Source organism: Pseudomonas sp. RIT-PI-AD (assembly GCF_025642785.1).
Classification (GTDB): Bacteria; Pseudomonadota; Gammaproteobacteria; order Pseudomonadales; family Pseudomonadaceae; genus Pseudomonas_T.
This window is the reverse complement of sequence record NZ_JANZKU010000003.1, coordinates 253098-277867: the sequence shown is the minus strand read 5'-3', so window position 1 is coordinate 277867 and position 24770 is coordinate 253098. Positions and strand designations below refer to the sequence as shown.

The window sequence follows — 24770 nt, the reverse complement described above, 5'->3', positions numbered from 1 at the left end:
GCGTATAATTCTGCCAGACCCAGCCGCCGCAGCCGACTCGCATGAACGCTATTCTCGACGATCTGCCCTCTTCTCTTTATAGCGCCGCCCAAGTCCGCGACCTGGATGCACGCCTGATCGCCAGTGGAACCCCCGGTTTCGAGCTGATGCAACGGGCCGCTCGCGCGGCCTGGCGCGCCGTGCTGCGGCGCTGGCCGAGGGCGGGCGCGCTGACCGTGCTGGCCGGCGGCGGCAACAACGCCGGCGACGGTTACCTGATCGCCGCGCTCGCCCGGCGGGCGGGCTGGTCCGCCGAAGTCCTGAGCCTTGGCGACCCCGGTGCATTGGCGGGCGATGCCGCGCGGGCCCATGCGGATGCGTGGCAGGCCGGCGTAACGGTGCAGGCCTGGAGCACGGAGGCACAAGCGCGAGGCGTCCTGGTCGACGCGCTGCTGGGCACCGGCTTCAAGGGTGAACTGCGCGCGCCTTGCGCCGCGGCGATCCGCTGGATCAACGCATCCGGCCTTCCGGTTCTGGCGGTGGACATCCCTTCCGGGCTGATGGCGGACAGCGGGCATGTCGCGGATGTGGCGGTGCGGGCCGAACTGACCCTGACCTTCATCGGTCTCAAGCTCGGTTTATTCACTGGCGAGGGGCCGGAGATGGTCGGTGATCTGGAGTTCGACGATTTGCAGGCGGACCCGGAACGGGTGAGCGAAACGCCGAGCGTGGCGCAGCGCCTGACCCGCGAGACAGTGCCGAAGCTGGCGCCCCGTCCGAAGACTGCCCACAAGGGGCAGTTCGGGCGCCTGCTGGCGGTGGGCGGTGACATCGGCCTGGGCGGTTCGATCCTGTTGAGCAGCGAGAGCGCCCTGCGCACTGGCGCCGGCATGGTGACGCTGGCGACCCGTGCGGAGCACGTCGGCGCCGCCCTGGCGCGTCTTCCCGAAGTGATGAGCAAGGGCTTGCGCTCGGCCAATCAATTGCTGGCGCTGGCGGAAAAAGCCGACGTCCTGGTGGTGGGCCCCGGCCTCGGCCAGGAGGCCTGGGGGCGCAGCCTGCTGAGCGCAGCCTGCCGCCGCCCGGTGCCGCAGGTTTGGGACGCCGATGCTTTGAACCTGCTGGCCGAAGGCGGCGTGAGCCTGCCCAAGGGCGCGGTGATCACTCCCCATCCGGGCGAAGCCGGGCGCCTGCTCGGCCGCTCCACCGCCGAGGTCCAGGCCGACCGCCCGGCCGCGGCCCGGGAATTGGCCGCGCGCTATGGCTGCTGCGTGATACTCAAGGGGGCCGGCAGCCTGATAGCGGCGCCCGGAGAGCCGTTGCGGCTGTGCGATCACGGTCATCCGGCGATGGCCGGCGCGGGTTTCGGCGACGTACTCGCCGGTGTGGTGGGAAGTCTGCTGGCCCAGGGCATGCAGGCCTATCCGGCTGCCTGCCTGGCAGTCTGGCTGCATGCCCGGGCCGGCGAGCAATTGGGTGGCCGGGGCCGCGGCATGACCGCCAGCGACCTCATCCCGGCCATCCGCCAATTGCTCGAGGAGGTTTCACCTTGCCAGGCGTGAATCGCGCAGTGACCCTGGACGTCGAAGGCGAAGACGCCATGCTGGCGTTGGGCGCGCGCCTGGCCGGGGCCACCGACGGCCGCGGCATCCTTTACCTGCACGGCGATCTGGGGGCGGGCAAGACCACCCTGTCCCGCGGAATCATCCGCGGCTTGGGCCATGTCGGCGCGGTGAAAAGCCCGACCTTCACCTTGGTGGAGCCCTATGAGCTGGGCGAGCGCAGGGCTTTCCACTTCGACCTGTACCGCCTGGTGGACCCGGAAGAGCTGGAGTTCCTCGGCATCCGCGATTACTTCGCCGGCGACGCACTGTGCCTGGTGGAATGGCCGCAGCGCGGTGCAGGCATTTTGCCAAAGGCCGACCTGGACATTACCATTAGCCCGCACGGGAGCGGTCGGCGGTTGCTTCTGCAGCCGTGCAGCGCGCGCGGCGAGGTCTGGTGCATCGCACTGGCCAACCAGTTTGAATAAGAAGGTGGGGTGGAATATGCGCTTGCGCGCACTGTATGCCGGCTTGGCGCTGCTGTTGGCTATGTTCGCCGTCGATGCCCTGGGCGCCGCCGAAGTCCGTGGAGTACGCCTGTGGCGTGCGCCGGACAACACCCGATTGGTTTTCGACCTGTCCGGCCAGGTCCAGCACAGCGTTTTCACCCTCAGCGCGCCGAATCGCCTGGTCATCGACATCAACGGTGCGCAACTCTCCACCAAGCTCGACCAATTGAATTTCGCCAACACCCCGATCACCAGCATCCGCTCGGCGCAACGAACGCCCAACGACGTCCGCGTGGTGATCGACCTGTCCTCAGTGGTCACGCCGAAGAGCTTCACCCTCGCGCCCAACCAGCAATACGGTAACCGGCTGGTGGTCGACCTGTTCGACCAGGACGCGGGCGCCCCGCCGAGCGTGCCGGTCACCGCGACCGCCGGCACGCCCCAGTTGCCGGTGACCCCAGCCCAACCGGCGGCAAAATTGCCCAGCGTGCCTGGCGGCAAGCGCGACATCGTCATCGCCATCGATGCCGGTCACGGGGGCGAAGACCCGGGTGCCATCGGCGCCAAGGGCCAGCACGAGAAAGACGTGACCCTGGCCATCGCCAAGTACCTGCAACAGCAGATCAGCCAGGAAAAAGGCTTCCGCGCCGAGCTGATCCGCACTGGCGATTACTTCATTCCCCTGCGTAAACGCACCGAGATCGCCCGCAAGAAGGGCGCCGACCTGTTCGTTTCCATCCATGCCGACGCGGCCCCGCGCCCTTCGGCCTTCGGTGCCTCGGTATTCGCCCTTTCGGATCGCGGCGCCACTTCGGAGACCGCGCGCTGGCTGGCGGACAACGAGAACCGCTCCGACCTGATCGGGGGCGTCGGCAGCGTCAGCCTGGACGACAAGGACCGCATGCTGGCCGGCGTGCTGCTCGATCTGTCGATGACCGCGTCGCTGTCGTCCAGCCTGAACGTCGGCCAGAAGGTCCTGAGCAACATCGGACGCTCGACGCCGCTGCACAAGCGTCGCGTCGAACAGGCCGGATTTATGGTGCTGAAGTCCCCCGATATCCCGTCGATCCTGGTGGAGACCGGATTCATCTCCAACCCGGGCGAAGCGCTCAAGCTGACCAGCGCCAGTCATCAGCAGGTCCTGGCGCGCTCGATCACCACCGGCGTGCGCCAGTTCTTCATGCAGAACCCGCCGCCGGGCACCTACCTCGCCATGCTTCGCGACCAAGGCAGTGCCGTCGAGCCGCCCCGGGAGCATCGGGTGGCCAGCGGCGAGAGCCTGGCGACCATCGCCCAGCGTTACCAGGTCAGCCTGCCGGCCTTGCGCAAGGCCAACGGGCTGACCCGTGACACCGTCAAGGTCGGCCAGAAGCTGAGTATTCCGACCACTGCCCTGGCGTCGCAGGAATGATCGCGTCTTCCTCGGACACAGGCGCGCGCATCCAGCTGCTTTCGCCGCGCCTGGCCAACCAGATCGCCGCCGGCGAGGTGGTCGAACGCCCGGCTTCGGTGATCAAGGAGCTGTTGGAGAACAGCCTGGACGCCGGTGCGCGGCGCATCGACGTGGAGATCGAGCAGGGCGGGATCAAGTTGCTGCGGGTTCGCGACGACGGCGGTGGCATCGACGCCGACGACTTGCCGCTGGCCCTGGCCCGCCACGCCACCAGCAAGATCCGCGAGCTGGAAGACCTGGAGCGGGTGATGAGCCTCGGCTTCCGCGGCGAAGCGCTGGCTTCGATCAGCTCGGTGGCCCGGTTGACCCTGACTTCCCGTACCCGCGACGCCGAGCAGGCGTGGCAGGTCGAAACCGAAGGCCGCGACATGGCACCCCGGGTCCAGCCGGCGGCGCATCCGGTGGGCACTTCGGTGGAAGTGCGCGACCTGTTCTTCAATACCCCGGCGCGGCGTAAATTCCTGCGTGCCGAGAAAACCGAGTTCGATCATCTGCAGGAAGTCATCAAGCGCCTGGCCCTGGCGCGTTTCGACGTGGCGTTCCACCTCCGGCACAACGGGAAAACGGTATTCGCCCTGCATGAAGCGGCGGATGACATCTCCCGGTCGCGGCGCGTCGCCTCCGTGTGCGGCTCCGCCTTCCTGGAGCAGGCGTTGCCCATCGAAGTGGAGCGCAACGGGCTGCACCTGTGGGGCTGGGTCGGCTTGCCCACCTTCTCCCGCAGCCAGGCGGACTTGCAGTACTTCTATGTGAATGGCCGCATGGTGCGCGACAAGCTGGTCGCCCACGCGGTCCGCCAGGCCTATCGCGACGTGCTGTTCAATGGCCGTCATCCGACCTTCGTGCTGTTCCTCGAGGTCGACCCCGCGGTGGTGGACGTCAATGTGCACCCCACCAAGCACGAAGTGCGTTTCCGCGACGGTCGCATGGTCCACGACTTCCTCTACGGGACCTTGCACCGCGCCTTGGGCGAGGTGCGGCCGGAAGACCAGTTGGCGGCCCCCGCCGCCGTGTCCGGCATGTTGCGTCCCAGCGGCCAGGCCGCGGGGGAGTTCGGCCCCCAGGGCGAAATGGGCCTCGCCGCCGCCTTACTCGAGACGCCCCCGCCCAGCAGCGACTGGCGTCCGTCGTCGGGCGGCGCGGGCTCCGGTTACCAGGCGCCGCGCCCCGGTCCCGGCGTGCCCCTGGCCGAGGCCCAGGGCGCCTACCGGGAGTTCTTCGCGCCGCTGCCGGAAGGCGCGCCGGCCCTGCCCGACGCCCAGGGCGACGTGCCGCCGCTGGGCTATGCCCTGGCACAGTTGAAGGGGGTCTATATCCTCGCCGAGAACAACCTGGGGCTGGTGCTGGTGGACATGCACGCCGCCCACGAGCGGATCACCTACGAGCGGTTGAAGACCGCCATGGAGAGCGAGGGGTTGCGCAGCCAGCCGTTGCTGGTGCCCGAATCCATCGCCGTGAGCCAGCGCGAGGCCGATTGCGCGGAGGAACATATTTCCTGGTTCCAGCGCCTCGGTTTCGAATTGCAGCGCCTGGGGCCGGAAACCCTGGCGATCCGCCAGATCCCCGCGCTGCTCAAGCAGGCCGAGGCGAATCAACTGGTGCGCGACGTGGTGGCCGATCTGCTCGAGTACGGCACCAGCGATCGAATCCAGGCGCACCTCAACGAGCTCCTCGCCACCATGGCCTGCCATGGCGCCGTGCGCGCCAACCGGCGACTGACCCTGCCGGAAATGAATGGACTGCTGCGCGACATGGAGCACACCGAACGCAGCGGCCAATGCAACCATGGCCGTCCGACCTGGACCCAGTTGGGCATGGACGACCTCGACAAGCTGTTCCTGCGCGGGCGCTAGCCATCCATAGGGAATCGCCGCGCCCTTGGTTCGATTCTCCGCCTTCTCCGAGTTGTCATGAGCCTCAAGCCGCCCCCCGCGATCTTCCTGATGGGACCGACCGCCGCAGGCAAGACCGATCTTGCCCTCGCTCTCGCGCAGGCGCTGCCCTGCGAGTTGATCAGCGTGGATTCGGCGCTGGTCTACCGCGGCATGGACATCGGCACGGCCAAGCCCGATGCCGCCGTTCTGGCGCACCACCCGCATCATCTGATCGATATCCGCGACCCGGCGCAGAGTTACTCCGCCGCCGAGTTCCGCGCCGACGCCCTGGCGGCGATGGCAGATGCCACGGCCCGCGGGCGCATTCCCTTGCTGGTCGGCGGCACCATGCTGTATTACAAGGCGTTGCTGGAGGGGCTGGCGGACATGCCGCCGGCCGATCCCGCCGTGCGCGCGGCGCTGGAAGCGCAGGCCGCGCGCGAGGGCTGGCCGGCCTTGCACCGGGAATTGGCGGCGGTCGATCCGGAGTCCGCGGCGCGAATCCATCCCAACGATCCGCAGCGGCTCGTCCGGGCGCTGGAGGTCTATCGGGTCAGCGGACTGTCGATGACCGTCCACCGCCAGCTTCAACGGGCGCAAAATACCGCCGCAGAGGCGCCGGGTCTGGCGCAATTGCCTTATACTGTCGCGCACTTGGCGATCGCTCCGGCGCAGCGTCAGGTATTGCACGGGCGCATCGCCGAGCGGTTTCGCCTGATGTTGGAACAGGGGTTCGTCGAGGAAGTCGAAGCCTTGCGTGGGCGGGGCGATTTGCACGCGGGGATGCCGTCTATACGCGCCGTGGGTTACCGCCAGGTGTGGGATTACCTCGATGGCAACCTGGGCCGTGCCGAAATGGAAGAGCGTGGCATCATCGCCACCCGCCAGTTGGCCAAGCGGCAATTCACCTGGCTGCGCAGTTGGGCTGGTTTACACTGGCTGGACAGCCTGGCCTGCGACAATCTGTCCCGTACCTTGAAATACCTGGAAGGGGTCTCCATATTGAAATGAGACCTCAGGGCCGCATCCGTCTTTCCGACGAGCTTCCCGAACACTTTTCTCATTTGATACCTATGAATGGTTCATCCCTTAAGGAGTGCGGCACATGTCAAAAGGGCATTCGCTACAAGACCCTTACCTCAATACCTTGCGTAAGGAACGCGTCCCGGTTTCCATCTATCTGGTGAACGGCATCAAGCTGCAGGGCCAGATCGAGTCCTTCGACCAGTTCGTCATTCTTCTGAAAAACACCGTCAGCCAGATGGTGTACAAACATGCCATTTCCACCGTGGTGCCGAGCCGTCCGGTTCGCCTGCCCACCGCCGATCAGCCACTAGAGCCGGGCAACGCCTGATAGGGAGTCTGTATTGTTCTTCGAGCGCCCGGGAGGCGGTGAACGGGCCATTCTGGTTCATCTGGAAGGCCAGAACCCCGAGGTGCGGGAAGACCCGCAGGAGTTTCAGGAGCTGGCACGCTCCGCTGGCGCGGATACGGTGACCCTGGTCACCGTCCCGCGACATCAGCCTACGGCGAAGTACCTCATCGGTAGCGGCAAGGTCGAGGAATTGCACGACCTGGTCAGGAACGAGCAGGTCGAGCTGGTCATCTTCAACCACATCCTCACGCCCAGCCAGGAACGCAACCTCGAGCGTGCTTTCGAGTGTCGCGTGCTGGATCGCACGGGCCTGATTCTGGACATCTTCGCCCAGCGTGCCCGTACCCACGAAGGCAAGCTGCAGGTCGAGCTGGCCCAACTGAACCATATGAGTACCCGGCTGGTGCGGGGTTGGACCCACCTTGAGCGGCAGAAGGGCGGCATCGGCCTTCGAGGTCCGGGCGAGACCCAACTGGAAACGGACCGCCGCCTGCTGCGCGTTCGTATCCGCCAGATCAAGCAACGCCTGGAAAAGGTGCGCAGCCAGCGTGAGCAGGCGCGGCGCGGCCGCAAGCGCGCGGAAATCCCGGCCGTCTCGCTGGTGGGCTACACCAACGCCGGCAAATCCACGCTGTTCAATGCGCTGACCACCTCCGACGTGTACGCGGCCGATCAGTTGTTCGCCACGCTCGACCCGACGCTACGGCGGTTGGACTTGAATGACCTGGGGCCCATCGTGCTGGCGGATACGGTGGGTTTCATTCGCCATCTTCCGCACAAGCTGGTGGAGGCCTTTCGCGCCACGCTCGAGGAGTCGAGCAATTCCGATCTGCTCGTGCATGTGATCGATGCGCACGAGCCGGATCGGCAGTTGCAGATCGAGCAAGTGCTGGCGGTACTCGCCGAAATCGGCGCGGAGCAACTGCCGATCCTTGAGGTGTATAACAAGCTCGATCTTCTCGAGGGCGTCGAGCCGCATATCCAGCGCGACGCGCAAGGCAATCCCGAGCGGGTCTGGCTTTCCGCCCGCGACGGGGTGGGCCTCGATCTGCTCAAGCAGGCGATCGCCGAATTGCTCGGGGAAAACCTTTTCGTCGGCACTCTGCGTCTCTCGCAGAAACTGGCTAGGCTGCGTGCACAATTCTTCGAATTGGGGGCGGTGCAATCCGAGGCCCATGACGAGGCTGGCGAGACCCTGTTGGCGGTGCGGCTGCCGAGGATCGAGCTGAATCGTCTGGTGAGTCGGGAAGGCTGGGAGCCGGACGCGTTCATCGAGCAACATACTTTGCAATAAAGCTTGCCACACGGTTTTGCCGTGCATGGCGGGCATTCGGTAGCATTGGCGGGCGCGCCGTGGGCGCGTCTTCGCTTTATCAGATGGAGAGCGCTATGGCTTGGAATGAGCCGGGTGGCAACTCGAACAATCAGGATCCTTGGGGCGGCCGCAAGAAAGGCGGTAGCAAGCAGGGGCCACCGGATTTGGATGAGGCCTTCCGCAAGCTGCAGGAGAGTCTTGGCGGACTGTTCGGCGGAAAGAAACGCAGCGGTGGCGGCGACAGCTCGGGCAGCCGCAGAGGCGGCAGCTACGGCTTGATCGGCATCGTTTTGGGGATATTGGCCATTCTTTGGCTGTACAACGCCATCTACGTAGTGGATGAGCAGGAGCAGGCCGTGGTCCTGCGATTCGGGAAATACTACGAAACCGTAGGTCCCGGCCTAAACCTGTATTTCCCGCCGTTCGACAAGCGCTTCCAGGAGAACGTCACCCGTGAGCGGGCCTACAGCAAGCAGGGCCAGATGCTCACCGAGGACGAGAATATCGTCGAAGTCCCGTTGACCGTTCAGTACAAGATCACCAGCCTCAAGGATTTCGTGCTCAACGTTGACCAACCCGAAGTCAGCCTGCAGCACGCCACCGAGAGCGCCCTGCGCCACGTGGTCGGCTCCACTGCCATGGATCAGGTGCTGACCGAGGGCCGCGAATTGATGGCCAGCGAGATCAAGCAGCGCTTGCAACGCTTCCTGGATACCTACCGTACCGGGATCACCGTCACCCAGGTCAACGTACAGAGCGCCGCCGCGCCGCGCGAAGTGCAGGAAGCCTTCGACGATGTGATTCGTGCCCGCGAAGACGAGCAGCGTGCGAAGAACCAGGCCGAAGCCTATGCCAATGGCGTCGTTCCCGAGGCCCGCGGCCAGGCCCAGCGCATCATCGAAGATGCCAACGGCTACCGCGACGAAGTGGTATCGCGCGCCCAGGGTGAGGCCGATCGCTTCACCAAGTTGGTGTTCGAGTACCGCAAGGCGCCCGAAGTGACGCGCCAGCGCCTGTACCTGGACACCATGCAGGAAGTCTTCAGCAACACCAGCAAGGTGCTGGTGACCGGCGAAAAAGGCCAGAACAACCTGCTGTACCTGCCGCTGGACAAGATGATCGACAACCGCGGCGCGGCCAATGGTACGCCGAGCACGGTGACCAGCAGCGCGCCCGATATCGGTTCGCGTGTGGCTACCGATTTGCAGCAGCGTGATCTGCGTTCGAGGGAGAGTCGCTGATGAGCAATAAATCGCTGATCGCCCTGATCTTCGGCGTGGTCGTCGCGCTGGTGGCATGGAACAGTTTCTATATCGTCCTGCAGACCGAGAAGGCGGTGATGCTGCGCTTCGGTCGGATCGTCGAAGCCGACGTTCCCCCGGGCCTGCATGTGAAGATTCCGTACGTCAACCAGGTGCGCAAGTTCGACGCGCGTCTGCTGACCCTGGATTCGCCCACCGAGCGCTTCCTCACCCTGGAGAAGAAGGCCGTCATGGTCGACGCCTTCGCCAAATGGCGCGTGCTCGACGCCGAGCGGTTCTACACCGCCACTTCCGGCATGAAGCAGATCGCCGACGAGCGTTTGTCCCGGCGTCTGGAGGCGGGTCTGCGCGACCAGTTCGGCAAGCGCACTTTGCATGAGGTGGTATCCGGTGAGCGCGATGCCCTGATGGGCGACATCACCGCATCGCTGAATCGCATGGCGGGCAAGGAGCTGGGCATTGAGGTGATGGATGTCCGCGTCAAGGCCATCGACCTGCCCAAGGAAGTCAACCGCAGCGTGTTCGAGCGGATGAGCACCGAGCGCGAGCGTGAGGCGCGCGAGCACCGGGCCAAGGGTAGTGAACTGGCCGAGGGCATTCGTGCGGATGCGGATCGTCAGCGCCGGGTGCTCCTGGCGGACGCCTATCGCCAGGCCGAGGAAGCACGCGGCGACGGTGATGCCAAGGCTGCGGCGATCTATTCCCAGGCCTATGGGGAGGATCAGGAGTTCTATGCCTTCTACCGTAGCCTGAGGGCCTACCGTGAAAGTTTCTCCAATAAAGGCGACGTGCTGGTCCTGGATCCTAACAGCGAGTTCTTCCGCTACCTGCAGAAAGCCAAGCCCTGAGTGTCTCCCGGCAGGCGCTTGTCGCCTGCCGGGGTGACCCAAAAAGAAAACGTGGTATCATGAATCAGCCGGGAAAAATCCCGGCTTTTTTACGCCCGCGGGAATCCCGCGGCAGGGTCCGGCAACGCATTTTCAGCCGTGCCGATGCCGAAAGCGCTTCGTTCGGACCTTTGGCGATCCGGCGCGATGCGTTATCCGCCCGGCGCTTTCGCGGGCGTACCTGGATTCGGGGATCGCTTCGGGGTTCATGCGCCGGGGCTCCTGCATCGGCTTCATTGAAGGCTTGCCGCCCGATCGAGAAGGAAATGGCGAAATGGCAACGGTAGATCGCTGGCTGCTGCCAGATGGGATCGAAGAAGTTCTGCCGCCCGAAGCGGCGCGAATCGAAGCGGCCCGCCGGCAGGTGCTGGACCTGTTCCAACGCTGGGGTTACGAGTTCGTCGTCACCCCGCATATCGAGTACCTGGAGTCTTTGTTGACGGGCGCGGCCCAGGATCTGGACCTGCGGACCTTCAAGGTCACCGATCCCTACTCCGGGCGGCTGATGGGTTTTCGCGCGGACATCACCCCGCAGGTGGCACGGATCGACGCCCATACGCTGCGCCGCGAAGGGCCGAGCCGGCTCTGCTACGCCGGCAGCGTCTTGCACGCCCAGCCCCGTGCGCTCTCCACCTCCCGTAGCCCGATCCAGTTGGGCGCCGAGCTGTACGGCGACGCCAGCCCCGCCAGCGACGTCGAAGTCATCAGCCTGATGCTGGATACCCTGGACCTGGCCCAGGTGCCGGACGTGCACATGGACCTGGGCCATGTCGGAATCTATCGGGGCCTGGCTCGCGCCGCCGGTCTTTCCGGCGAGGCCGAACAGAACTTGTTCGATGCCCTGCAGCGCAAGGCGATGGACGAGATCGCCGCGCTGACCGAGGGCTTGCCCGAAGGCCTGGCTTCGATGCTGCGCGCGCTGGCCGAGCTGTCCGGGGGTCGCGAAGTGCTGGAGCTGGCCCAGGCCTGTCTGGTGGAGGCGCCCGGCGACGTGCATGCGGCCCTCGACGACCTGATGGCCATCGCCGACGAACTGAGCGTGCGTTACCCCGAATTGCCCCTTTATTTCGACTTGGGCGAATTGCGCGGCTATCACTATCACTCGGGCGTAGTGTTCGCCGCGTTCATGCCGGGCGTCGGTCAGTCCATCGCCCAGGGCGGGCGCTACGATGGGATTGGCGCCGACTTCGGGCGTGCGCGGCCGGCGACCGGGTTTTCCACCGATCTCAAGACGCTGGTAAGTCTCGGCCGCCTGGTGCTGGACGAGCCCGCCCAGGGTATCTGGGCGCCGGACAGCCATGACGTCTATCTATGGCAGGCCGTGCAGCGCCTGCGCCGTGAAGGCCAGCGGGTCGTACAGGCCCTGCCTGGCCAGGTCGATGCCGACGCGCCCGAGGCGGGCTGCGACCGCCGCCTGGTGTTGAGCGAAGGCCGCTGGCAGATCGCGCCCTTGGCGCCCTGAATCGTTTTCCGCCGGCATGCCGGCATCTAGCTTCCGCGAAGAGGACAAGTGTTATGGGTAAGAACGTCGTCGTCCTGGGTACCCAGTGGGGTGATGAGGGCAAGGGCAAGATCGTCGATCTGCTCACCGACCAGGCCGCAGCGGTGGTGCGCTACCAAGGTGGCCACAATGCGGGCCATACGTTGGTGATCGATGGCGAGAAGACCGTCCTGCACCTGATCCCGTCCGGCATCCTGCGCGAGAACGTGCAGTGCATGATCGGCAACGGCGTGGTCGTGGCGCCGGACGCGTTGCTGCGCGAAATCACCAAGCTGGAGGAAAAAGGCGTGCCGGTGCGCGAGCGCCTGTCCATCAGCCCTTCCTGCACGCTGATCCTGCCTTATCACGTGGCCCTGGATCAGGCGCGCGAGAAGGCCCGCGGCGACGCCAAGATCGGCACCACCGGGCGCGGGATCGGCCCGGCCTACGAGGACAAGGTGGCGCGTCGCGGCTTGCGCATCGGTGACCTGTTCCACCGCGAGCGTTTCGCCGCCAAGCTGGGCGAGCTGCTGGACTTCCACAACTTCGTGCTGCAGCACTACTACAAGGAGCCCGCGGTCGACTTCCAGAAAACCCTGGACGAGGCTCTCGGCTACGCGGACATGCTGCGCCCGATGATCACCGATGTCGCCGCGCGCCTGCACGAGTTGCGCAGGAAAGGCGCCTACATCATGTTCGAGGGCGCGCAGGGCTCGCTGCTCGACATCGATCATGGCACCTACCCCTTCGTCACCAGCTCCAGCACCACGGCGGGTGGCACCGCCACCGGTTCGGGTTTCGGTCCGCTGTATCTCGACTACATCCTGGGCATCACCAAGGCTTACACCACTCGCGTGGGTTCGGGGCCGTTCCCCACCGAACTGTTCGACGAAACCGGCGCTTTTCTCGCCAAGCGTGGCCATGAGTTCGGTGCGACCACCGGGCGCGCGCGTCGCTGCGGCTGGTTCGACGCGGTGATCCTGCGTCGCGCCATCGAGATCAACAGCATCTCCGGCCTTTGCCTGACCAAGCTGGACGTGCTCGATGGCCTGGATACCATTCGTATCTGCGTGGGCTACAAGGACTCGAACGGCGACGTGCTGGTGGATGCGCCCACCGATGCCGACAGCTATATCGGCCTGCAGCCGGTCTACGAAGAAGTGCCGGGCTGGTCGGAATCCACCCTGGGCGTGAAAAGCCTGGAAGAGTTGCCGGCCAATGCGCGTGCCTACATCAAGCGCGTGGAGGAACTGGTCGGCGCGCCGATCGACATCATCTCCACCGGCCCGGATCGCCACGAGACCATCGTCTTGCGCCATCCTTACTCCTGACCGGGAACGAAACGAACGGGCCGCATCGCGGCCCGTTTTCGTTCCTGGAGAGAAAATTGTCTTCCTTCGCGGCATGGCCTTTGCTATGAGCTATAAATCCCTTGAAGTCACCGTCTTCAATTGACGGTCGTTGGAGGAATCAATCGTGTCAGCCGTCCTCTCATTGCTCCGTAGCCGCCTGCTGCTACCCGTGTTCATCGCCTTGGGCATCGCGCTTCTGGTGCAAGTGGTGGTGGTGCTCGCTCTGACCCAAAGCACCGTCCAAGCCCTGATGGCCGACCTGAGCAACCGCCTCAGCACCGACACCGAACGCCTTTCGACCGAGTTGAAGGCGGCGGGTGACGAAGTGTCTTCCAGCCTGGGCGGACTTTCGACACGTACCCGCGAGGGGTTGACCAAGGGGCTCACCGCGCGGCTCTCGCAGGAACAGCAGCAAATGCGGGTGAGCCTGGAAAAAGGCCTCAAGGATTCCGCCAACGATCTGGCGCTGCTGCTGGCCGCCGTCGCGCCCCGGGCCATGTGGGACGCCGACATTCCGACGTTGTCCGAGTTTGCGCGAAGGGCGCAGCGCAACCCCAACGTGCTCTTCGTGATCTACGACGACGCCGAGGGCCAGCATCTGACGCGCTACCTGAACCGCGACAACGCGCAAATCAAGGCATTGCTGGAGAAAGGGCAGGGCGCGCGGGCGCTCGATAAAGTATTGAATGCGGCGAAAGACGATCCCTCGGTATTTTTCGTGGAGTCATCCATCAGTCCCAATGGCGTCGAGATCGGCAAGGTGCTCATGGGGGTTTCCACGGCCTCCATCGACAGCGAGCTGGCGGCCTTGGACAAGCGCTTTGGCGTGCTCATCGCCAGCAGCGATCAATTGGTGGCGGATAGTCTGACGGGAGCCGCCGCCGACAGTTCGGCGGCCCTGACCTCGCGTCTGAAGTCCGCCCAGGAGACCGCCTCCAGCATGACCACGGGGATGCGCGGCGCGGTGCATGACGCGGAGTCCGACCTGCGCTGGCGCATCGGGCTTGGCCTGGTGGTGGTGGGCCTGGGCGTACTGTTGACGTTGGCGATCGTCCTCGGGCGTCGAGTGGTCAATCGGCTGCTGTTGCTCATCGCCGCGCTCAACGATCTGGCCGCGGGCGAGGGCGACCTCACCCGCCGAGTCGAAATTGACAGCCGCGACGAAGTGGGCGAAATGGCTTCGGCGGTGAACCGGTTCGTCGCCAAGCTCCAGCCCATCGTCCGCGAAGCCGGCGAGGTGGCCGAGCGCACGGGTACCGAGATCAGCGGGTTGTCTTCCCGCAGCGCGGCCGCCGAAGCGGCCGCCTCGCGTCAGCGCGACGAGGTGGCGGTGAGCCTGCAGGCCCTGGCGGAGATGGCGGCCGAGGCCCAGGCGGAAAGCCGCACCATGCAAGAGGCGCTCGAGCGGGTGGCGGCGATCCGCAAGGCGGCCCACGACAACGCGGCCATCGCGTCGCGAGTCGGTGGTTTGATCGAAGAGTTGGTCACCCGGGTGGAGACCGGCTCCGCAGTGATCGAGCGCCTGGCGCGGCAGAGCGAGCAGATCGAGGTGGTGCTGACGGTTATCCACGGGATCGCCGAACAGACCAACCTGCTGGCCCTCAACGCGGCCATCGAGGCGGCGCGGGCCGGCGAGAGCGGCCGGGGTTTCGCCGTGGTGGCCGACGAAGTGCGAGCCTTGGCCAGCAAGACCCAGCAGTCCACGGGCGATATCCAGGCGCATATCGGGGCCTTGCAGCGTGGAGCGAAAGAGGCCGTGGCGGCCATCGGCCAGGCCGGGCAGCAGGCGGGCGAGGGCTTGGCCGCTCTGCGCGACAGCCGCCAGTTGCAGCAGTCGATCCAATCCGCGGTGGACGAAGTGCACGAGGCGATAGACGCCGCCACCCTGGCGGCCGCCCACCAGGCGGCGGGCGCCGATGCGGTTCGGGGGCGTGTCGAGGTGATCCATGCCGAGGCGCAGCGGGCCGCCGAGGCGGTTGCGGCCACCGCCGCCAGCGGCAGGGTGCTGGACAAGCTGGCGGCCCAGTTGAAAGCCAGCCTGGGACAGTTCCGCGCCTGACGAAAAGGCGGAGGGACGTCGCCCGGGTCTTTGGAAGCTCAAGCTGAACCGGTCGGCTGGTTAACCGGCGACTGAACGGATCGAAGGCGTCTAGGGCATGGCGCAATCGACAGCGCTGGCGAATCCGCTAAGCGTACCCGTCGCATTGGTGGGGTCGCTGATGTACATGGCTACCGGTCGGTTCGAGTCAGAGGGATTGGCCAACGGATTCCTGGGCTACGTCTATCTTCCGGCCTTCGCTTTGTTGACCCTGGGGGCATGGGTGGGCGTTCGTTTCGCTCTGCCCTTCGCGAATAGAATCCCGGATCGAATGCATGCACGCATTTACGTTGCATTGCTCATCTTGGTTTTGTTGGCGCTGGTCATCGAGTGAATAAAGTCGGGAGCGACCGGCCGGGGCACGGCGGACGTCCTTAAGCGATAGGCATTTCATTAGGGCGTGAGCCGCTCGCGTAACGCATTTCAGCTGTCTGCAAGGAGATAATCGGGGCGGGGGAGTAGTACGGATTTTCCGGGCGCGAAGTCGCGACGCTCCCTATTTCGCGTCTATTTGGCTTCGGATTCGAGCGATGCGAGGGCGGTATCGGCCAAGAAAGCGGCGCTTTGCTACTGCTGCATCTCATGCATGGCTGTATGGCAATGCTCGAGACTTGGCGTCGATACGACAGGCCATACACTGCAACGAAGAGTCAGGCTGGTCTATGGTGATTCATGCAGGCACAAAAAAACCGGCGCTAAGGCCGGTTTCTCTGTGTTCAAGGTGCTTGTTGAAGCATCTTGAACTGTGTAGGTGGTGCCCAGGAGAAGACTCGAACTTCCACGATGTTGCCATCGCTAGGACCTGAACCTAGTGCGTCTACCAATTCCGCCACCTGGGCGTTGAGTCCGGCGATCACTCGCTTTCTTCAACTACAACAACGTTTGCCGTCGTTGTGGTGGCGCACTATACGGACGGGTTCATATGTTGTAAACCCCTGTTGTGAAAAAATTTTTAATCGCGCGCCGAAGCTGACCGCGGCAGCGTTTTCGCGCTTAATAAGCGCATGGCACATGAACTGACGAAAAGGTGAAGGCTCTCTGATGGCCGATTGGAAAACCCTCGACCCCGAGGCCGCCCGCGAGGCGGAAAAATACGAAAATCCCATTCCCAGCCGCGAACTCATCCTGCAGCACCTCGCCGAGCGGGGCGCGCCGGCCAATCGCGAACAACTGATCGAAGAGTTTGGCCTGACCAGCGAGGAGCAGCTCGAAGCGCTGCGCCGACGCTTGCGAGCCATGGAGCGCGACGCTCAACTGATCTATACCCGCCGCGGCACCTATGCCCCGGTGGACAAGCTGGACCTGATCTGCGGCCGCATCAGCGGTCATCGCGACGGGTTCGGTTTCCTGATTCCCGACGATGGCAGCGATGACCTGTTCCTCAGCCCCGCGCAGATGCGCCTGGTGTTCGACGGCGACCGTGCCCTGGCGCGCGTTTCCGGCCTCGACCGCCGTGGACGCCGCGAGGGTGCGCTGGTGGAAGTGGTGTCCCGTGCCCATGAGCACCTGGTCGGGCGCTTCTTCGAGGAGAGCGGCATCGCACGGGTCGTGGCCGATAATCCGAAGATCCAGCAGGAGGTGCTGATCCCCCAGGGCAAGCAGGGCGCGGCGCAGCACGGACAGTTCGTCCAGGTGCGCATCGACCAATGGCCGAGCGGGTTCCGCCAGGCCCAGGGCGAGGTGGAACAGGTGTTGGGCGACTACATGGCGCCCGGCATGGAGATCGAGGTCGCCCTGCGCAGCTACGACATTCCCCACGAGTGGCCGGATGCGGTGGTCAAGGAAGCGGCCAAGCTCAAGCCCGAGGTGGCTGAGAAGGACAAGGAAAAACGCGTCGACCTGCGGAGCCTGCCGCTGGTCACCATCGATGGCGAGGATGCCCGCGACTTCGACGATGCGGTCTACGCCGAGGCGCGCAAAGGCGGCGGCTGGCGGTTGTTCGTGGCCATCGCCGACGTTTCGCACTATGTGAAGGTCGGCTCGGCGCTGGATGCCGAGGCGAGCAAGCGCGGCAACTCGGTGTACTTCCCCGAGAAGGTCATCCCGATGCTGCCGGAGGTGTTGTCCAACGGCCTTTGTTCGCTGAATCCGCTGACCGATCGCCTGGCCATGGTCTGCGAGATGACCCTGTCGCGGACCGGCAAGATGACCGGTTACCAGTTCTACGAAGCGGTGATCCATTCCCACGCGCGGTTGACCTATACCAAGGTCAGCCAGTTGCTCGAGACCCCGGACTCGGCCGAGGGTCGCCAGTTGGCCGAGCAGTTGCCGCATCTGGTGCCGCACCTGCAACAGCTCTACAAGCTTTACCAGGTCCTGCTGGGCGCGCGCCACGTGCGCGGCGCCATCGATTTCGAGACCCAGGAGACGCGCATCGTCTTCAGCGCCGATCGCAAGATCGCCGAGATTCGCCCGACGCAACGCAACGACGCGCACAAGCTGATCGAGGAATGCATGCTCTGCGCCAACGTGGCCACCGCGCGGTTCCTCGAGAAACACGCCATTCCAGCGCTCTATCGGGTGCACGACGGCCCGCCGGCGGAACGTCTGGAGAAGCTGCGGCTGTTCCTCGGCGAACTGGGGCTGACCCTCAACCGCGGCAAGGGCGAACCCACGCCAAGCGATTACCAGGCGCTGCTGCAGACCATTCGCGAGCGTCCGGACTACCACCTCATCCAGACCGTGATGCTGCGCTCCCTGAGCCAAGCGGTGTACAGCCCCGACAACCAAGGGCATTTCGGCCTGAATTACGAGGCCTACACCCATTTCACTTCACCGATCCGCCGCTATCCGGACCTGCTGACCCATCGGGCGATCCGCAGCGTGATCCGCTCGAAGGTGGCCAGCGAGCACGTGCAGCGCGTCGGTGCCAGCAGCATGCCGAAAGCGCGGATCTATCCCTATGACGAAGCTGCCCTGGCGCAGCTCGGCGAGCAGTCGTCGATGACCGAGCGCCGCGCCGACGAGGCGACCCGCGACGTCACCAACTGGCTGAAGTGCGAGTACATGCGCGAGCGGGTCGGCGAGACCTTCCCCGGGGTGATTTCGGCGGTGACCGGCTTCGGCCTGTTCGTCGAGCTGACCGATATCTACATCGAAGGATTGGTGCACGTCACCGCGCTACCCGGCGACTATTACCACTTCGATCCGATCCACCATCGCCTGTCCGGCGAGCGTAGCGGGCGTAGTTTCCGCCTCGGCGACACCGTGGAAGTGCGGGTCGCCCGGGTCGACCTGGACGAGCGCAAGATCGATTTCGAACTGGCCGAAACCGTGCTCAACGCACCGGTCGGCCGCAAGAAGCGCGGCTCGGCCGATACGCCGAAGGCTTCGCGCGATGCCCGTCCCGCCAGGAAACGTGGCCGTGGCGAACCGACGCCCGCCGTGACCGCACCCGTCGCGTCGACGGCCGAACCCCAGGCGGCGGTGATGCCCCGGCGTTCGAAAGCGGGCAAGGTCCAGGCCCTGCCCGCCGTTGCCCCGGAAATCCTTGCCCAGGCCGAGGAAATGCTCGGCAATACCGACGTGCGCAAGAGCCGGGCGGTCAAGCAGGCGCTGCTTTCCGAGGCCTCCAAAGGCGCCGCCGGGAAAAAGTCCAAGTCCACCGCGAAAGCCGGCAAGCCCGCCGCGAAGAAGGCGAAGGGCTCGAATGCCGCGCCTGCTGCCGGGGCCGACGCCAAGCCCGGCAAGCCCCGGCACCGCAAGGGGCCGTCCAAGCCCAAAGCCGCGGGTCCTTCCGCTCCCGGTAAGCCCAAGGCCACGTCATGAGTCAGTTGGAAAAGATCTACGGCGTGCATGCCGTGGAAGCGCTGTTGCGTCACCACCCGAAGCGGGTCAAGCAGGTCTGGCTGGCCGAGGGACGCGACGATCCCCGCGTAAAGGTCCTGCTCGAGCTGGCGGGCCAGGGGCGCGTGGCGGTCGGTCAATGCGAGCGTCGGGAAATGGATGCCTGGGTCGAGGGCGTCCACCAGGGCGTGGTCGCCGAGGTCAGCCCCAGCCAGGTCTGGGGCGAGGCCATGCTCGAGGAGTTGCTCGACCGTGCCGAAGGGCCGCCGCTGCTGCTGGTGCTGGACGGCGTGACCGATCCGCATAACCTCGGCGCCTGCCTGCGCACCGCCGATGCCGCCGGTGCCCTGGCGGTGATCGTGCCGAAGGACAAGTCGGCCACCCTCAACGCCACCGTGCGCAAAGTCGCCTGCGGTGCGGCGGAGGTGATCCCGCTGGTGGCGGTGACCAACCTGGCGCGCAGCCTGGAGAAGCTCCGCCAGCGCGGGCTCTGGGTCGTCGGCACCGCCGGCGAGGCCGAACAGGAGCTGTACCGCCAGGACATGACCGGCCCCACCGTGCTGGTCATGGGGGCCGAGGGCAAGGGCATGCGGCGGCTCACCCGCGAACATTGCGATTACCTGGTCAAGCTGCCGATGGCGGGCAGCGTCAGCAGCCTCAACGTATCGGTGGCGACCGGCGTGTGCCTGTTCGAAGCCTTGCGGCAACGGCAGGCGAAAAGGACGGGTTGAGCCCCGCCGCCTTCGATCCGGATTGTTCAAATAATCGCCACTTCGCCTTGCGTGTGCCGGAGGCCTTCTCTAGAATGTCGCGCCTTGCCGTCCGGGCAGGCGCTTGCGCGCCCTCGCTCCGGCAAGACACCCCGAAACATTCACTCCTTGCCTGACCGCGTTCGTCGGCAGGCTACAACCCGTAAGGAGCATTCATGCGTCATTACGAAATCATCTTCCTGGTCCACCCGGACCAGAGCGAGCAGGTCGGCGGCATGGTCGAGCGCTACACCAAGCTCATCGAGGAAGACGGCGGCAAGATCCATCGCCTGGAAGACTGGGGCCGTCGCCAACTGGCCTACGCCATCAACAACGTTCACAAGGCTCACTACGTGATGCTGAACGTCGAGTGCAGCGGCAAAGCCCTGGCCGAGCTGGAAGACAACTTCCGCTACAACGATGCCGTGATCCGTAACCTGGTCATCCGTCGCGACGAAGCCGTCACCGGTCAGTCGGAGATGCTCAAGGCCGAGGAAAACCGCAACGAGCGCCGTGAGCGTCGTGATCGCCCTGAAACCGCGGACGGCGCCGAAGGCGACGACAGCGACAGCAGCGAAAACGCTGACGAGTAATTCCCGGATCTATTGAGGAGCCACTGACATGGCACGTTTCTTCCGTCGTCGTAAGTTCTGCCGCTTCACCGCCGAAGGCGTGAAAGAGATCGATTTCAAAGATCTCAACACCCTGAAAGCCTACATTTCCGAAACCGGCAAGATCGTTCCTAGCCGTATCACCGGGACCAAAGCCAAGTATCAGCGCCAACTGGCCGTCGCGATCAAACGCGCCCGCTACCTGGCCCTGCTGCCCTACACCGACAGCCACGGCCGTTGAGTCCAGGTCGTCGACAGAGGTAATGGATAGAACGCATGCGCGCCTTGGCTGATTTCATCATGCGCGGCCGCATGCAGGCCACCCTGGTCGTGGCGGGCGCCGCGGCGCTGCCCTTGTTGTTCTGGCTGAGTGCCGCTGCGGGCTGCCTGGTGCTACTGCGGCGGGGCCTCGGCGATGCCCTGGGCATCGTCGCCTGGGCGTTGCTTCCGGCGCTCGCCTGGTGGTACTTCGGCGAACCGCGCACCCTGCTGGTATTGATGGGTGCGCTGGGCCTGGCGCTGATTTTGCGCTCGGGCCAGTCCTGGGCACGCGTGCTGTTGATCAGCGTGGCCCTGGGGCTGGTATACGGCGTGGCGTTGGGCGCGGTGTTCGGCGGACCCATCGAGGCACTGTCGGTGGAGTTGCGCAAGCTGCTGCCGCAGATGCTGCAGGGGGTTCACCAGCAGTTGTCGGGGGACGAACAGGCTCGCCTGGCGTCCATGGTGGCACCGGTGCTGACCGGGCTGCTGGCCGCGTTGCTGCAGGTCGCCAGCGTGCTGGCGCTGATTCTGGCGCGGTACTGGCAGGCGGCGTTGTACAACCCCGGTGGTTTCGGGCGCGAGTTTCGCGCGTTGCGACTGTCGCCGGCGATGGCGCTGGGCTTGCTCGCCGGCATGCTGGTGGGGCCCAACCTGGGCCTGCAACTGGCCATGCTGACGCCGCTGTGCAGCGTACCGCTGGCGTTCGCCGGGTTGGCCATGCTGCATGGCCTGGTGGCCGAAGGACGACTGGGCCGTTTCTGGCTGGTGGGGCTTTACGTGACGCTGCTGTTGTTCATGCAGCTGATCTATCCGTTACTGGTGGTGTTGGCCATTGTCGACAGCCTGATTGATTTTCGTGGACGCCAAGGTCGCAAGAACGGCCCGGGCCCTGCGAACGGTGAAGGTTAAAAGTTAAGAGGTAAGACTCAAATGGAAGTCATCCTGCTGGAAAAAATCGCCAACCTGGGCAACCTGGGCGACAAGGTGAACGTCAAGTCCGGTTACGGCCGCAATTTCCTCCTGCCGCAAGGCAAGGCGACTGCCGCAACCGCTGCGAACATCGCAACCTTCGAAGCGCGTCGCGCCGAGTTGGAAAAGGCCGCTGCCGACAAGAAAGCGTCCGCCGAAACCCGCGCGGCCCAACTGGCCGAGCTGGAAGTCACCATCACTGCGGTGGCCGGTGACGAAGGCAAGCTGTTCGGTTCCATCGGCACCGCGGACATCGCCGACGCCCTGACCGCCTCCGGCGTGGAAGTGGCGAAGAGCGAAGTGCGTCTGCCGAACGGTACCATCCGCCAAATCGGCGAATACGACGTAGCCGTGCACCTGCACAGCGATGTCGAAGCGACCGTCAAGCTGATCGTACTGGCTGGCTGAGCCACAGCGGGCGAGGGCGGTGACGCCATTCGCCCAGCGGGGTTGCGCTGAACCGCAACCGCGCTAACAATCGGGCACCCCCTCGCGCAAGCGGTGGGGTGCCCGTTGTCTTTCCGTCGTACCGAAATCGCCCGAGCCCATGAACGATATCTCCCTCCCCGAGCAATACGACCTGGAAACCGCCGCACTCAAGGTGCCGCCGCATTCCATCGAGGCCGAGCAGGCCGTGCTGGGCGGGCTGATGCTGGACAACAATGCCTGGGAGCGCGTGCTCGACCAGGTTTCCGATGGCGACTTCTACCGTCACGACCATCGGCTGATCTTCCGTGCCATCTTCAAGCTGGCCGAACGCAACCAGCCCTTCGACGTGGTGACCCTTTCCGAGCAACTGGACAAGGAAGGCCAACTGAGCCAGGTGGGCGGCCTGGCCTACCTGGGCGAACTGGCGAAGAACACGCCATCGGTTGCCAACATCAAGGCCTATGCGCAGATCATCCGCGAGCGCGCCACCCTGCGGCAGCTGATCGGCATCAGCAACGAGATCGCCGACAGTGCCTATGCGCCCCAGGGCCGCACCGGCGCGGAGATCCTCGACGAGGCCGAGCGGCTGATCTTCCAGATCGCCGAGGCGCGACCGAAGACCGGCGGCCCGATCGGGATCAACGACATCCTGGTCAAGGCGATCGATCGCATCGACACCCTGTTCAACGCCGGCGACGCCATCACCGGCCTGTCCACCGGGTTCACCGACCTGGACGGCCTGACCAGCGGCCTGCAACCGGCGGACATGGTCATCGTCGCCGGTCGTCCCTCCATGGGTAAGACCACCTTCGCCATGAACCTGGTGGAGAACGCGCTGATGCGCAGCGACAAGGCGATTCTCGTCTATTCGCTGGAGATGCCTTCGGAATCCATCGTGATCCGGATGCTCGCGTCCCTGGGTCGGATCGACCAGACCAAGGTGCGCGCCGGCCGGCTGGACGACGACGACTGGCCGCGGCTGACCTCGGCGGTGAACCTGCTCAACGACCGCAAGCTGTTCATCGACGACACCGCCGGCATCTCGCCGTCGGAGATGCGCGCGCGCACCCGCCGCCTGGCCCGCGAGCACGGCGAGATCGGCCTGATCATGGTCGACTACCTGCAACTGATGCAGATCCCCGGTTCCAGCGGCGACAACCGGGTCAACGAGATTTCCGAGATCTCGCGCTCGCTCAAGGCCCTGGCGAAGGAATTCAACTGCCCGGTCATCGCCTTGTCGCAGCTCAACCGTGGCCTGGAACAACGTCCGAACAAGCGCCCGATCAACTCCGACCTGCGCGAGTCGGGCGCCATCGAGCAGGACGCCGACATCATCCTGTTCGTCTACCGGGACGAGGTCTATCACCCGGAAACCGAATACAAGGGCGTGGCCGAGATCATCATCGGCAAGCAGCGTAACGGCCCGCTGGGCACCGCGCGCCTGGCGTTCCTCGGCAAGTACTCGCGCTTCGAGAACCTCGCGCCGGGCAGCTACCAGTTCGACGACGAGTGATCGTCGTCTGGCCGGCCTGGTGTCTTCGGGGTCTGCGCCAGGTCAATTCGTCCCTGGTCGCCGGACGGTTAAGATAGCGGCCCGTTCCGCCACAAGGATTCGTCATGCGTCCTCTCATCGCCTCGGTCGATCTGGCCGCCCTCCGTCACAACCACGCGGTCGCCAAGCGCTGCGCGCCCGGGCGCCAGGTGTTCGCGGTGGTCAAGGCGAACGCCTATGGGCACGGCGTGCGGGAAGTGGTCAGCGCGCTGCACGACGAGGCCGACGGTTTCGCCGTCGCCTGCCTGGAGGAAGCGGCGGAGGTGCGGGCGATGCATGGCACGGCGCGCATTCTTCTGCTGGAAGGCTGTTTCGAGGCCAACGAGTACCGGGTCGCCGCCCAGCTCGGCCTGGACGTGGTGGTGCAGGACCGTCGCCAGGCGGAGGCCTTGCTGGCGCAACCGCTGAGCAAGCCGCTGGCGGTCTGGCTCAAGCTCGATTCGGGCATGCACCGGCTGGGCTTCAGCGCGACGGAGTTGCGTCTCTGGCACCTGCGCCTGCAAGACGCGGCGCAAGTCGCCGAGCTCAACCTGATCAGCCATTTCGCTTGCGCCGACGAGCGCGGCCATCCCCTCACCGAACAGCAGGTGGAGGCCTTCCTCGACCTGCTCGACCTGGATTTCAACCAGCGCAGCCTGGCCAATTCCGCCGCCATCCTGAGCATTCCGGCCGCCCACATGGACTGGGTACGGCCCGGCATCATGCTCTACGGCGCCACGCCTTTCGCCGATCTGAGCGCCCAGGAGCTGGGCTTGCGCCCGGTGCTGAGCCTCGAAGCGGAGCTGATCGGCGTACGCGACGTGGCGGTCGGCGAAAGCGTCGGCTACGGCGCCCACTGGGTCGCCATGCGACCGGCGCGGATCGGCACCGTCAGTTGCGGCTACGCCGACGGCTATCCCCGGCATGCCCCGGCCGGCACCCCGGTTCTGGTGGACGGGCAGCGCGTCGAGCTCGCCGGGCGAGTGTCCATGGACATGCTGACCCTCGACCTGAGCGACCATCCCGGGATCCAGGTCGGCGCCAAGGTGGAGCTCTGGGGCGCACAGTTGCCGGTGGACGAGGTGGCGCGCGCCGCCGGTACCCTGGGTTATGAACTGCTGAGCAAGATCACTCCGCGGGTGCCGCGCCGCTACCGCAGTCGCTGAAGCGGGGCGGCGGTTTGCTCGCGGGTTTCGGTGCCTGTTCGCGACGGCTGCGGGCGAGGCGTCGCCTCTCGCGCCCGTGCCGGTGAAAACCCGACTACGGGCGTCGGGCTTGTTCATTTTTTGTGCTATATTCCGCGCCC

The 24770-nt window shown here is 65.3% G+C and carries 21 protein-coding genes and 1 tRNA gene; 21 read left to right on the top strand and 1 reads right to left on the bottom strand.

The window, feature by feature from the left end; all coding sequences use genetic code 11:
- Positions 1–41: 41 nt before the first annotated feature.
- The 13 genes from OGL92_RS04360 (at position 42) to OGL92_RS04300 (ending at position 15462) form a co-directional block, all read left to right on the top strand.
- On the top strand, positions 42–1541 hold the full coding sequence (locus OGL92_RS04360) for an NAD(P)H-hydrate dehydratase (RefSeq protein WP_263140957.1): 1500 nt from the start codon (positions 42–44) through the stop codon (positions 1539–1541).
- Between the two features lie 38 nt (positions 1542–1579).
- Entirely contained in the window at positions 1580–2011 is a 432-nt protein-coding gene (tsaE, locus tag OGL92_RS04355; RefSeq protein WP_263140980.1) for a tRNA (adenosine(37)-N6)-threonylcarbamoyltransferase complex ATPase subunit type 1 TsaE, read from the top strand.
- A gap of 4 nt (positions 2012–2015) precedes the next feature.
- Complete coding sequence (locus tag OGL92_RS04350) at positions 2016–3443, top strand: N-acetylmuramoyl-L-alanine amidase (protein ID WP_263140953.1); 1428 nt, start codon at positions 2016–2018, stop codon at positions 3441–3443.
- Positions 3440–5338, top strand: coding sequence for a DNA mismatch repair endonuclease MutL (mutL, locus tag OGL92_RS04345; RefSeq protein ID WP_263140952.1), 1899 nt, complete (start codon positions 3440–3442; stop codon positions 5336–5338). The genes OGL92_RS04350 and mutL overlap by 4 nt, the downstream gene beginning before the upstream one ends.
- Positions 5339–5395: 57 nt before the next feature.
- Complete coding sequence (gene miaA / locus OGL92_RS04340; RefSeq protein ID WP_263140951.1) at positions 5396–6370, top strand: tRNA (adenosine(37)-N6)-dimethylallyltransferase MiaA; 975 nt, start codon at positions 5396–5398, stop codon at positions 6368–6370.
- Between the two features lie 94 nt (positions 6371–6464).
- Complete coding sequence (gene hfq / locus OGL92_RS04335; protein ID WP_143489131.1) at positions 6465–6713, top strand: RNA chaperone Hfq; 249 nt, start codon at positions 6465–6467, stop codon at positions 6711–6713.
- Positions 6714–6726: 13 nt separating this feature from the next.
- Positions 6727–8028 carry a ribosome rescue GTPase HflX gene (gene hflX / locus OGL92_RS04330; RefSeq protein WP_263140946.1) on the top strand — a complete coding sequence of 434 codons (1302 nt, stop codon included), beginning with the start codon at positions 6727–6729 and terminating at the stop codon, positions 8026–8028.
- A 95-nt stretch (positions 8029–8123) separates the two neighbouring features.
- Complete coding sequence (gene hflK, locus OGL92_RS04325; RefSeq protein WP_263140944.1) at positions 8124–9290, top strand: FtsH protease activity modulator HflK; 1167 nt, start codon at positions 8124–8126, stop codon at positions 9288–9290.
- Positions 9290–10159 (top strand): protease modulator HflC, encoded by an 870-nt coding sequence (hflC, locus tag OGL92_RS04320; protein ID WP_263140942.1) that lies wholly within the window; start codon positions 9290–9292, stop codon positions 10157–10159. The genes hflK and hflC overlap by 1 nt, the downstream gene beginning before the upstream one ends.
- A 313-nt stretch (positions 10160–10472) precedes the next feature.
- Positions 10473–11660: an ATP phosphoribosyltransferase regulatory subunit gene (locus OGL92_RS04315; RefSeq protein WP_263140940.1), complete on the top strand. Its 1188-nt coding sequence runs from the start codon at positions 10473–10475 to the stop codon at positions 11658–11660.
- 53 nt (positions 11661–11713) lie between these two features.
- The gene (locus OGL92_RS04310) at positions 11714–13009 is read left to right on the top strand and encodes an adenylosuccinate synthase (protein WP_263140938.1); all 1296 of its coding nucleotides are present in this window, start codon (positions 11714–11716) and stop codon (positions 13007–13009) included.
- A gap of 145 nt (positions 13010–13154) precedes the next feature.
- Positions 13155–15089: a methyl-accepting chemotaxis protein gene (locus tag OGL92_RS04305; protein WP_263140937.1), complete on the top strand. Its 1935-nt coding sequence runs from the start codon at positions 13155–13157 to the stop codon at positions 15087–15089.
- A gap of 97 nt (positions 15090–15186) precedes the next feature.
- On the top strand, positions 15187–15462 hold the full coding sequence (locus OGL92_RS04300) for a hypothetical protein (RefSeq protein ID WP_263140936.1): 276 nt from the start codon (positions 15187–15189) through the stop codon (positions 15460–15462).
- Between the two features lie 418 nt (positions 15463–15880).
- Here OGL92_RS04300 and OGL92_RS04295 read toward each other — a convergent pair.
- Positions 15881–15967, bottom strand: a tRNA-Leu gene (locus tag OGL92_RS04295).
- A gap of 202 nt (positions 15968–16169) precedes the next feature.
- Between OGL92_RS04295 and rnr the strand changes: the two genes are divergently transcribed.
- From rnr to alr, 8 genes are all read left to right on the top strand, one after another.
- Positions 16170–18896: a ribonuclease R gene (gene rnr / locus OGL92_RS04290; RefSeq protein WP_263140933.1), complete on the top strand. Its 2727-nt coding sequence runs from the start codon at positions 16170–16172 to the stop codon at positions 18894–18896.
- The gene (rlmB, locus tag OGL92_RS04285) at positions 18893–19645 is read left to right on the top strand and encodes a 23S rRNA (guanosine(2251)-2'-O)-methyltransferase RlmB (RefSeq protein ID WP_263140929.1); all 753 of its coding nucleotides are present in this window, start codon (positions 18893–18895) and stop codon (positions 19643–19645) included. Before rnr ends, rlmB begins: the two co-directional genes overlap by 4 nt.
- A 194-nt stretch (positions 19646–19839) precedes the next feature.
- Complete coding sequence (rpsF, locus tag OGL92_RS04280) at positions 19840–20256, top strand: 30S ribosomal protein S6 (protein ID WP_263140924.1); 417 nt, start codon at positions 19840–19842, stop codon at positions 20254–20256.
- A gap of 28 nt (positions 20257–20284) precedes the next feature.
- Positions 20285–20515: a 30S ribosomal protein S18 gene (gene rpsR / locus OGL92_RS04275; protein ID WP_021701047.1), complete on the top strand. Its 231-nt coding sequence runs from the start codon at positions 20285–20287 to the stop codon at positions 20513–20515.
- Positions 20516–20550: 35 nt separating this feature from the next.
- Positions 20551–21444 (top strand): hypothetical protein, encoded by an 894-nt coding sequence (locus tag OGL92_RS04270; RefSeq protein WP_263140917.1) that lies wholly within the window; start codon positions 20551–20553, stop codon positions 21442–21444.
- A gap of 21 nt (positions 21445–21465) precedes the next feature.
- Positions 21466–21912, top strand: coding sequence for a 50S ribosomal protein L9 (gene rplI, locus OGL92_RS04265; protein WP_263140916.1), 447 nt, complete (start codon positions 21466–21468; stop codon positions 21910–21912).
- 139 nt (positions 21913–22051) lie between these two features.
- Positions 22052–23446, top strand: a complete 1395-nt coding sequence (gene dnaB / locus OGL92_RS04260) for a replicative DNA helicase (RefSeq protein WP_263140913.1) — start codon at positions 22052–22054, stop codon at positions 23444–23446.
- A gap of 104 nt (positions 23447–23550) precedes the next feature.
- Complete coding sequence (alr, locus tag OGL92_RS04255; RefSeq protein WP_263140910.1) at positions 23551–24630, top strand: alanine racemase; 1080 nt, start codon at positions 23551–23553, stop codon at positions 24628–24630.
- Positions 24631–24770 lie beyond the last annotated feature (140 nt).

What these genes read in the sequence shown, in the direction of transcription:
- OGL92_RS04360 (WP_263140957.1), top strand. Translation starts at nt 42, where the DNA reads ATGAACGCTATTCTCGACGATCTGCCCTCTTCTCTTTATAGCGCCGCC.
- tsaE (WP_263140980.1), top strand. Translation starts at nt 1,580, where the DNA reads ATGCTGGCGTTGGGCGCGCGCCTGGCCGGGGCCACCGACGGCCGCGGC.
- mutL (WP_263140952.1), top strand. Translation starts at nt 3,440, where the DNA reads ATGATCGCGTCTTCCTCGGACACAGGCGCGCGCATCCAGCTGCTTTCG.
- miaA (WP_263140951.1), top strand. Translation starts at nt 5,396, where the DNA reads ATGAGCCTCAAGCCGCCCCCCGCGATCTTCCTGATGGGACCGACCGCC.
- hfq (WP_143489131.1), top strand. Translation starts at nt 6,465, where the DNA reads ATGTCAAAAGGGCATTCGCTACAAGACCCTTACCTCAATACCTTGCGT.
- hflK (WP_263140944.1), top strand. Translation starts at nt 8,124, where the DNA reads ATGGCTTGGAATGAGCCGGGTGGCAACTCGAACAATCAGGATCCTTGG.
- hflC (WP_263140942.1), top strand. Translation starts at nt 9,290, where the DNA reads ATGAGCAATAAATCGCTGATCGCCCTGATCTTCGGCGTGGTCGTCGCG.
- OGL92_RS04315 (WP_263140940.1), top strand. Translation starts at nt 10,473, where the DNA reads ATGGCAACGGTAGATCGCTGGCTGCTGCCAGATGGGATCGAAGAAGTT.
- OGL92_RS04310 (WP_263140938.1), top strand. Translation starts at nt 11,714, where the DNA reads ATGGGTAAGAACGTCGTCGTCCTGGGTACCCAGTGGGGTGATGAGGGC.
- OGL92_RS04300 (WP_263140936.1), top strand. Translation starts at nt 15,187, where the DNA reads ATGGCGCAATCGACAGCGCTGGCGAATCCGCTAAGCGTACCCGTCGCA.
- rnr (WP_263140933.1), top strand. Translation starts at nt 16,170, where the DNA reads ATGGCCGATTGGAAAACCCTCGACCCCGAGGCCGCCCGCGAGGCGGAA.
- rlmB (WP_263140929.1), top strand. Translation starts at nt 18,893, where the DNA reads ATGAGTCAGTTGGAAAAGATCTACGGCGTGCATGCCGTGGAAGCGCTG.
- rpsF (WP_263140924.1), top strand. Translation starts at nt 19,840, where the DNA reads ATGCGTCATTACGAAATCATCTTCCTGGTCCACCCGGACCAGAGCGAG.
- rpsR (WP_021701047.1), top strand. Translation starts at nt 20,285, where the DNA reads ATGGCACGTTTCTTCCGTCGTCGTAAGTTCTGCCGCTTCACCGCCGAA.
- OGL92_RS04270 (WP_263140917.1), top strand. Translation starts at nt 20,551, where the DNA reads ATGCGCGCCTTGGCTGATTTCATCATGCGCGGCCGCATGCAGGCCACC.
- rplI (WP_263140916.1), top strand. Translation starts at nt 21,466, where the DNA reads ATGGAAGTCATCCTGCTGGAAAAAATCGCCAACCTGGGCAACCTGGGC.
- dnaB (WP_263140913.1), top strand. Translation starts at nt 22,052, where the DNA reads ATGAACGATATCTCCCTCCCCGAGCAATACGACCTGGAAACCGCCGCA.
- alr (WP_263140910.1), top strand. Translation starts at nt 23,551, where the DNA reads ATGCGTCCTCTCATCGCCTCGGTCGATCTGGCCGCCCTCCGTCACAAC.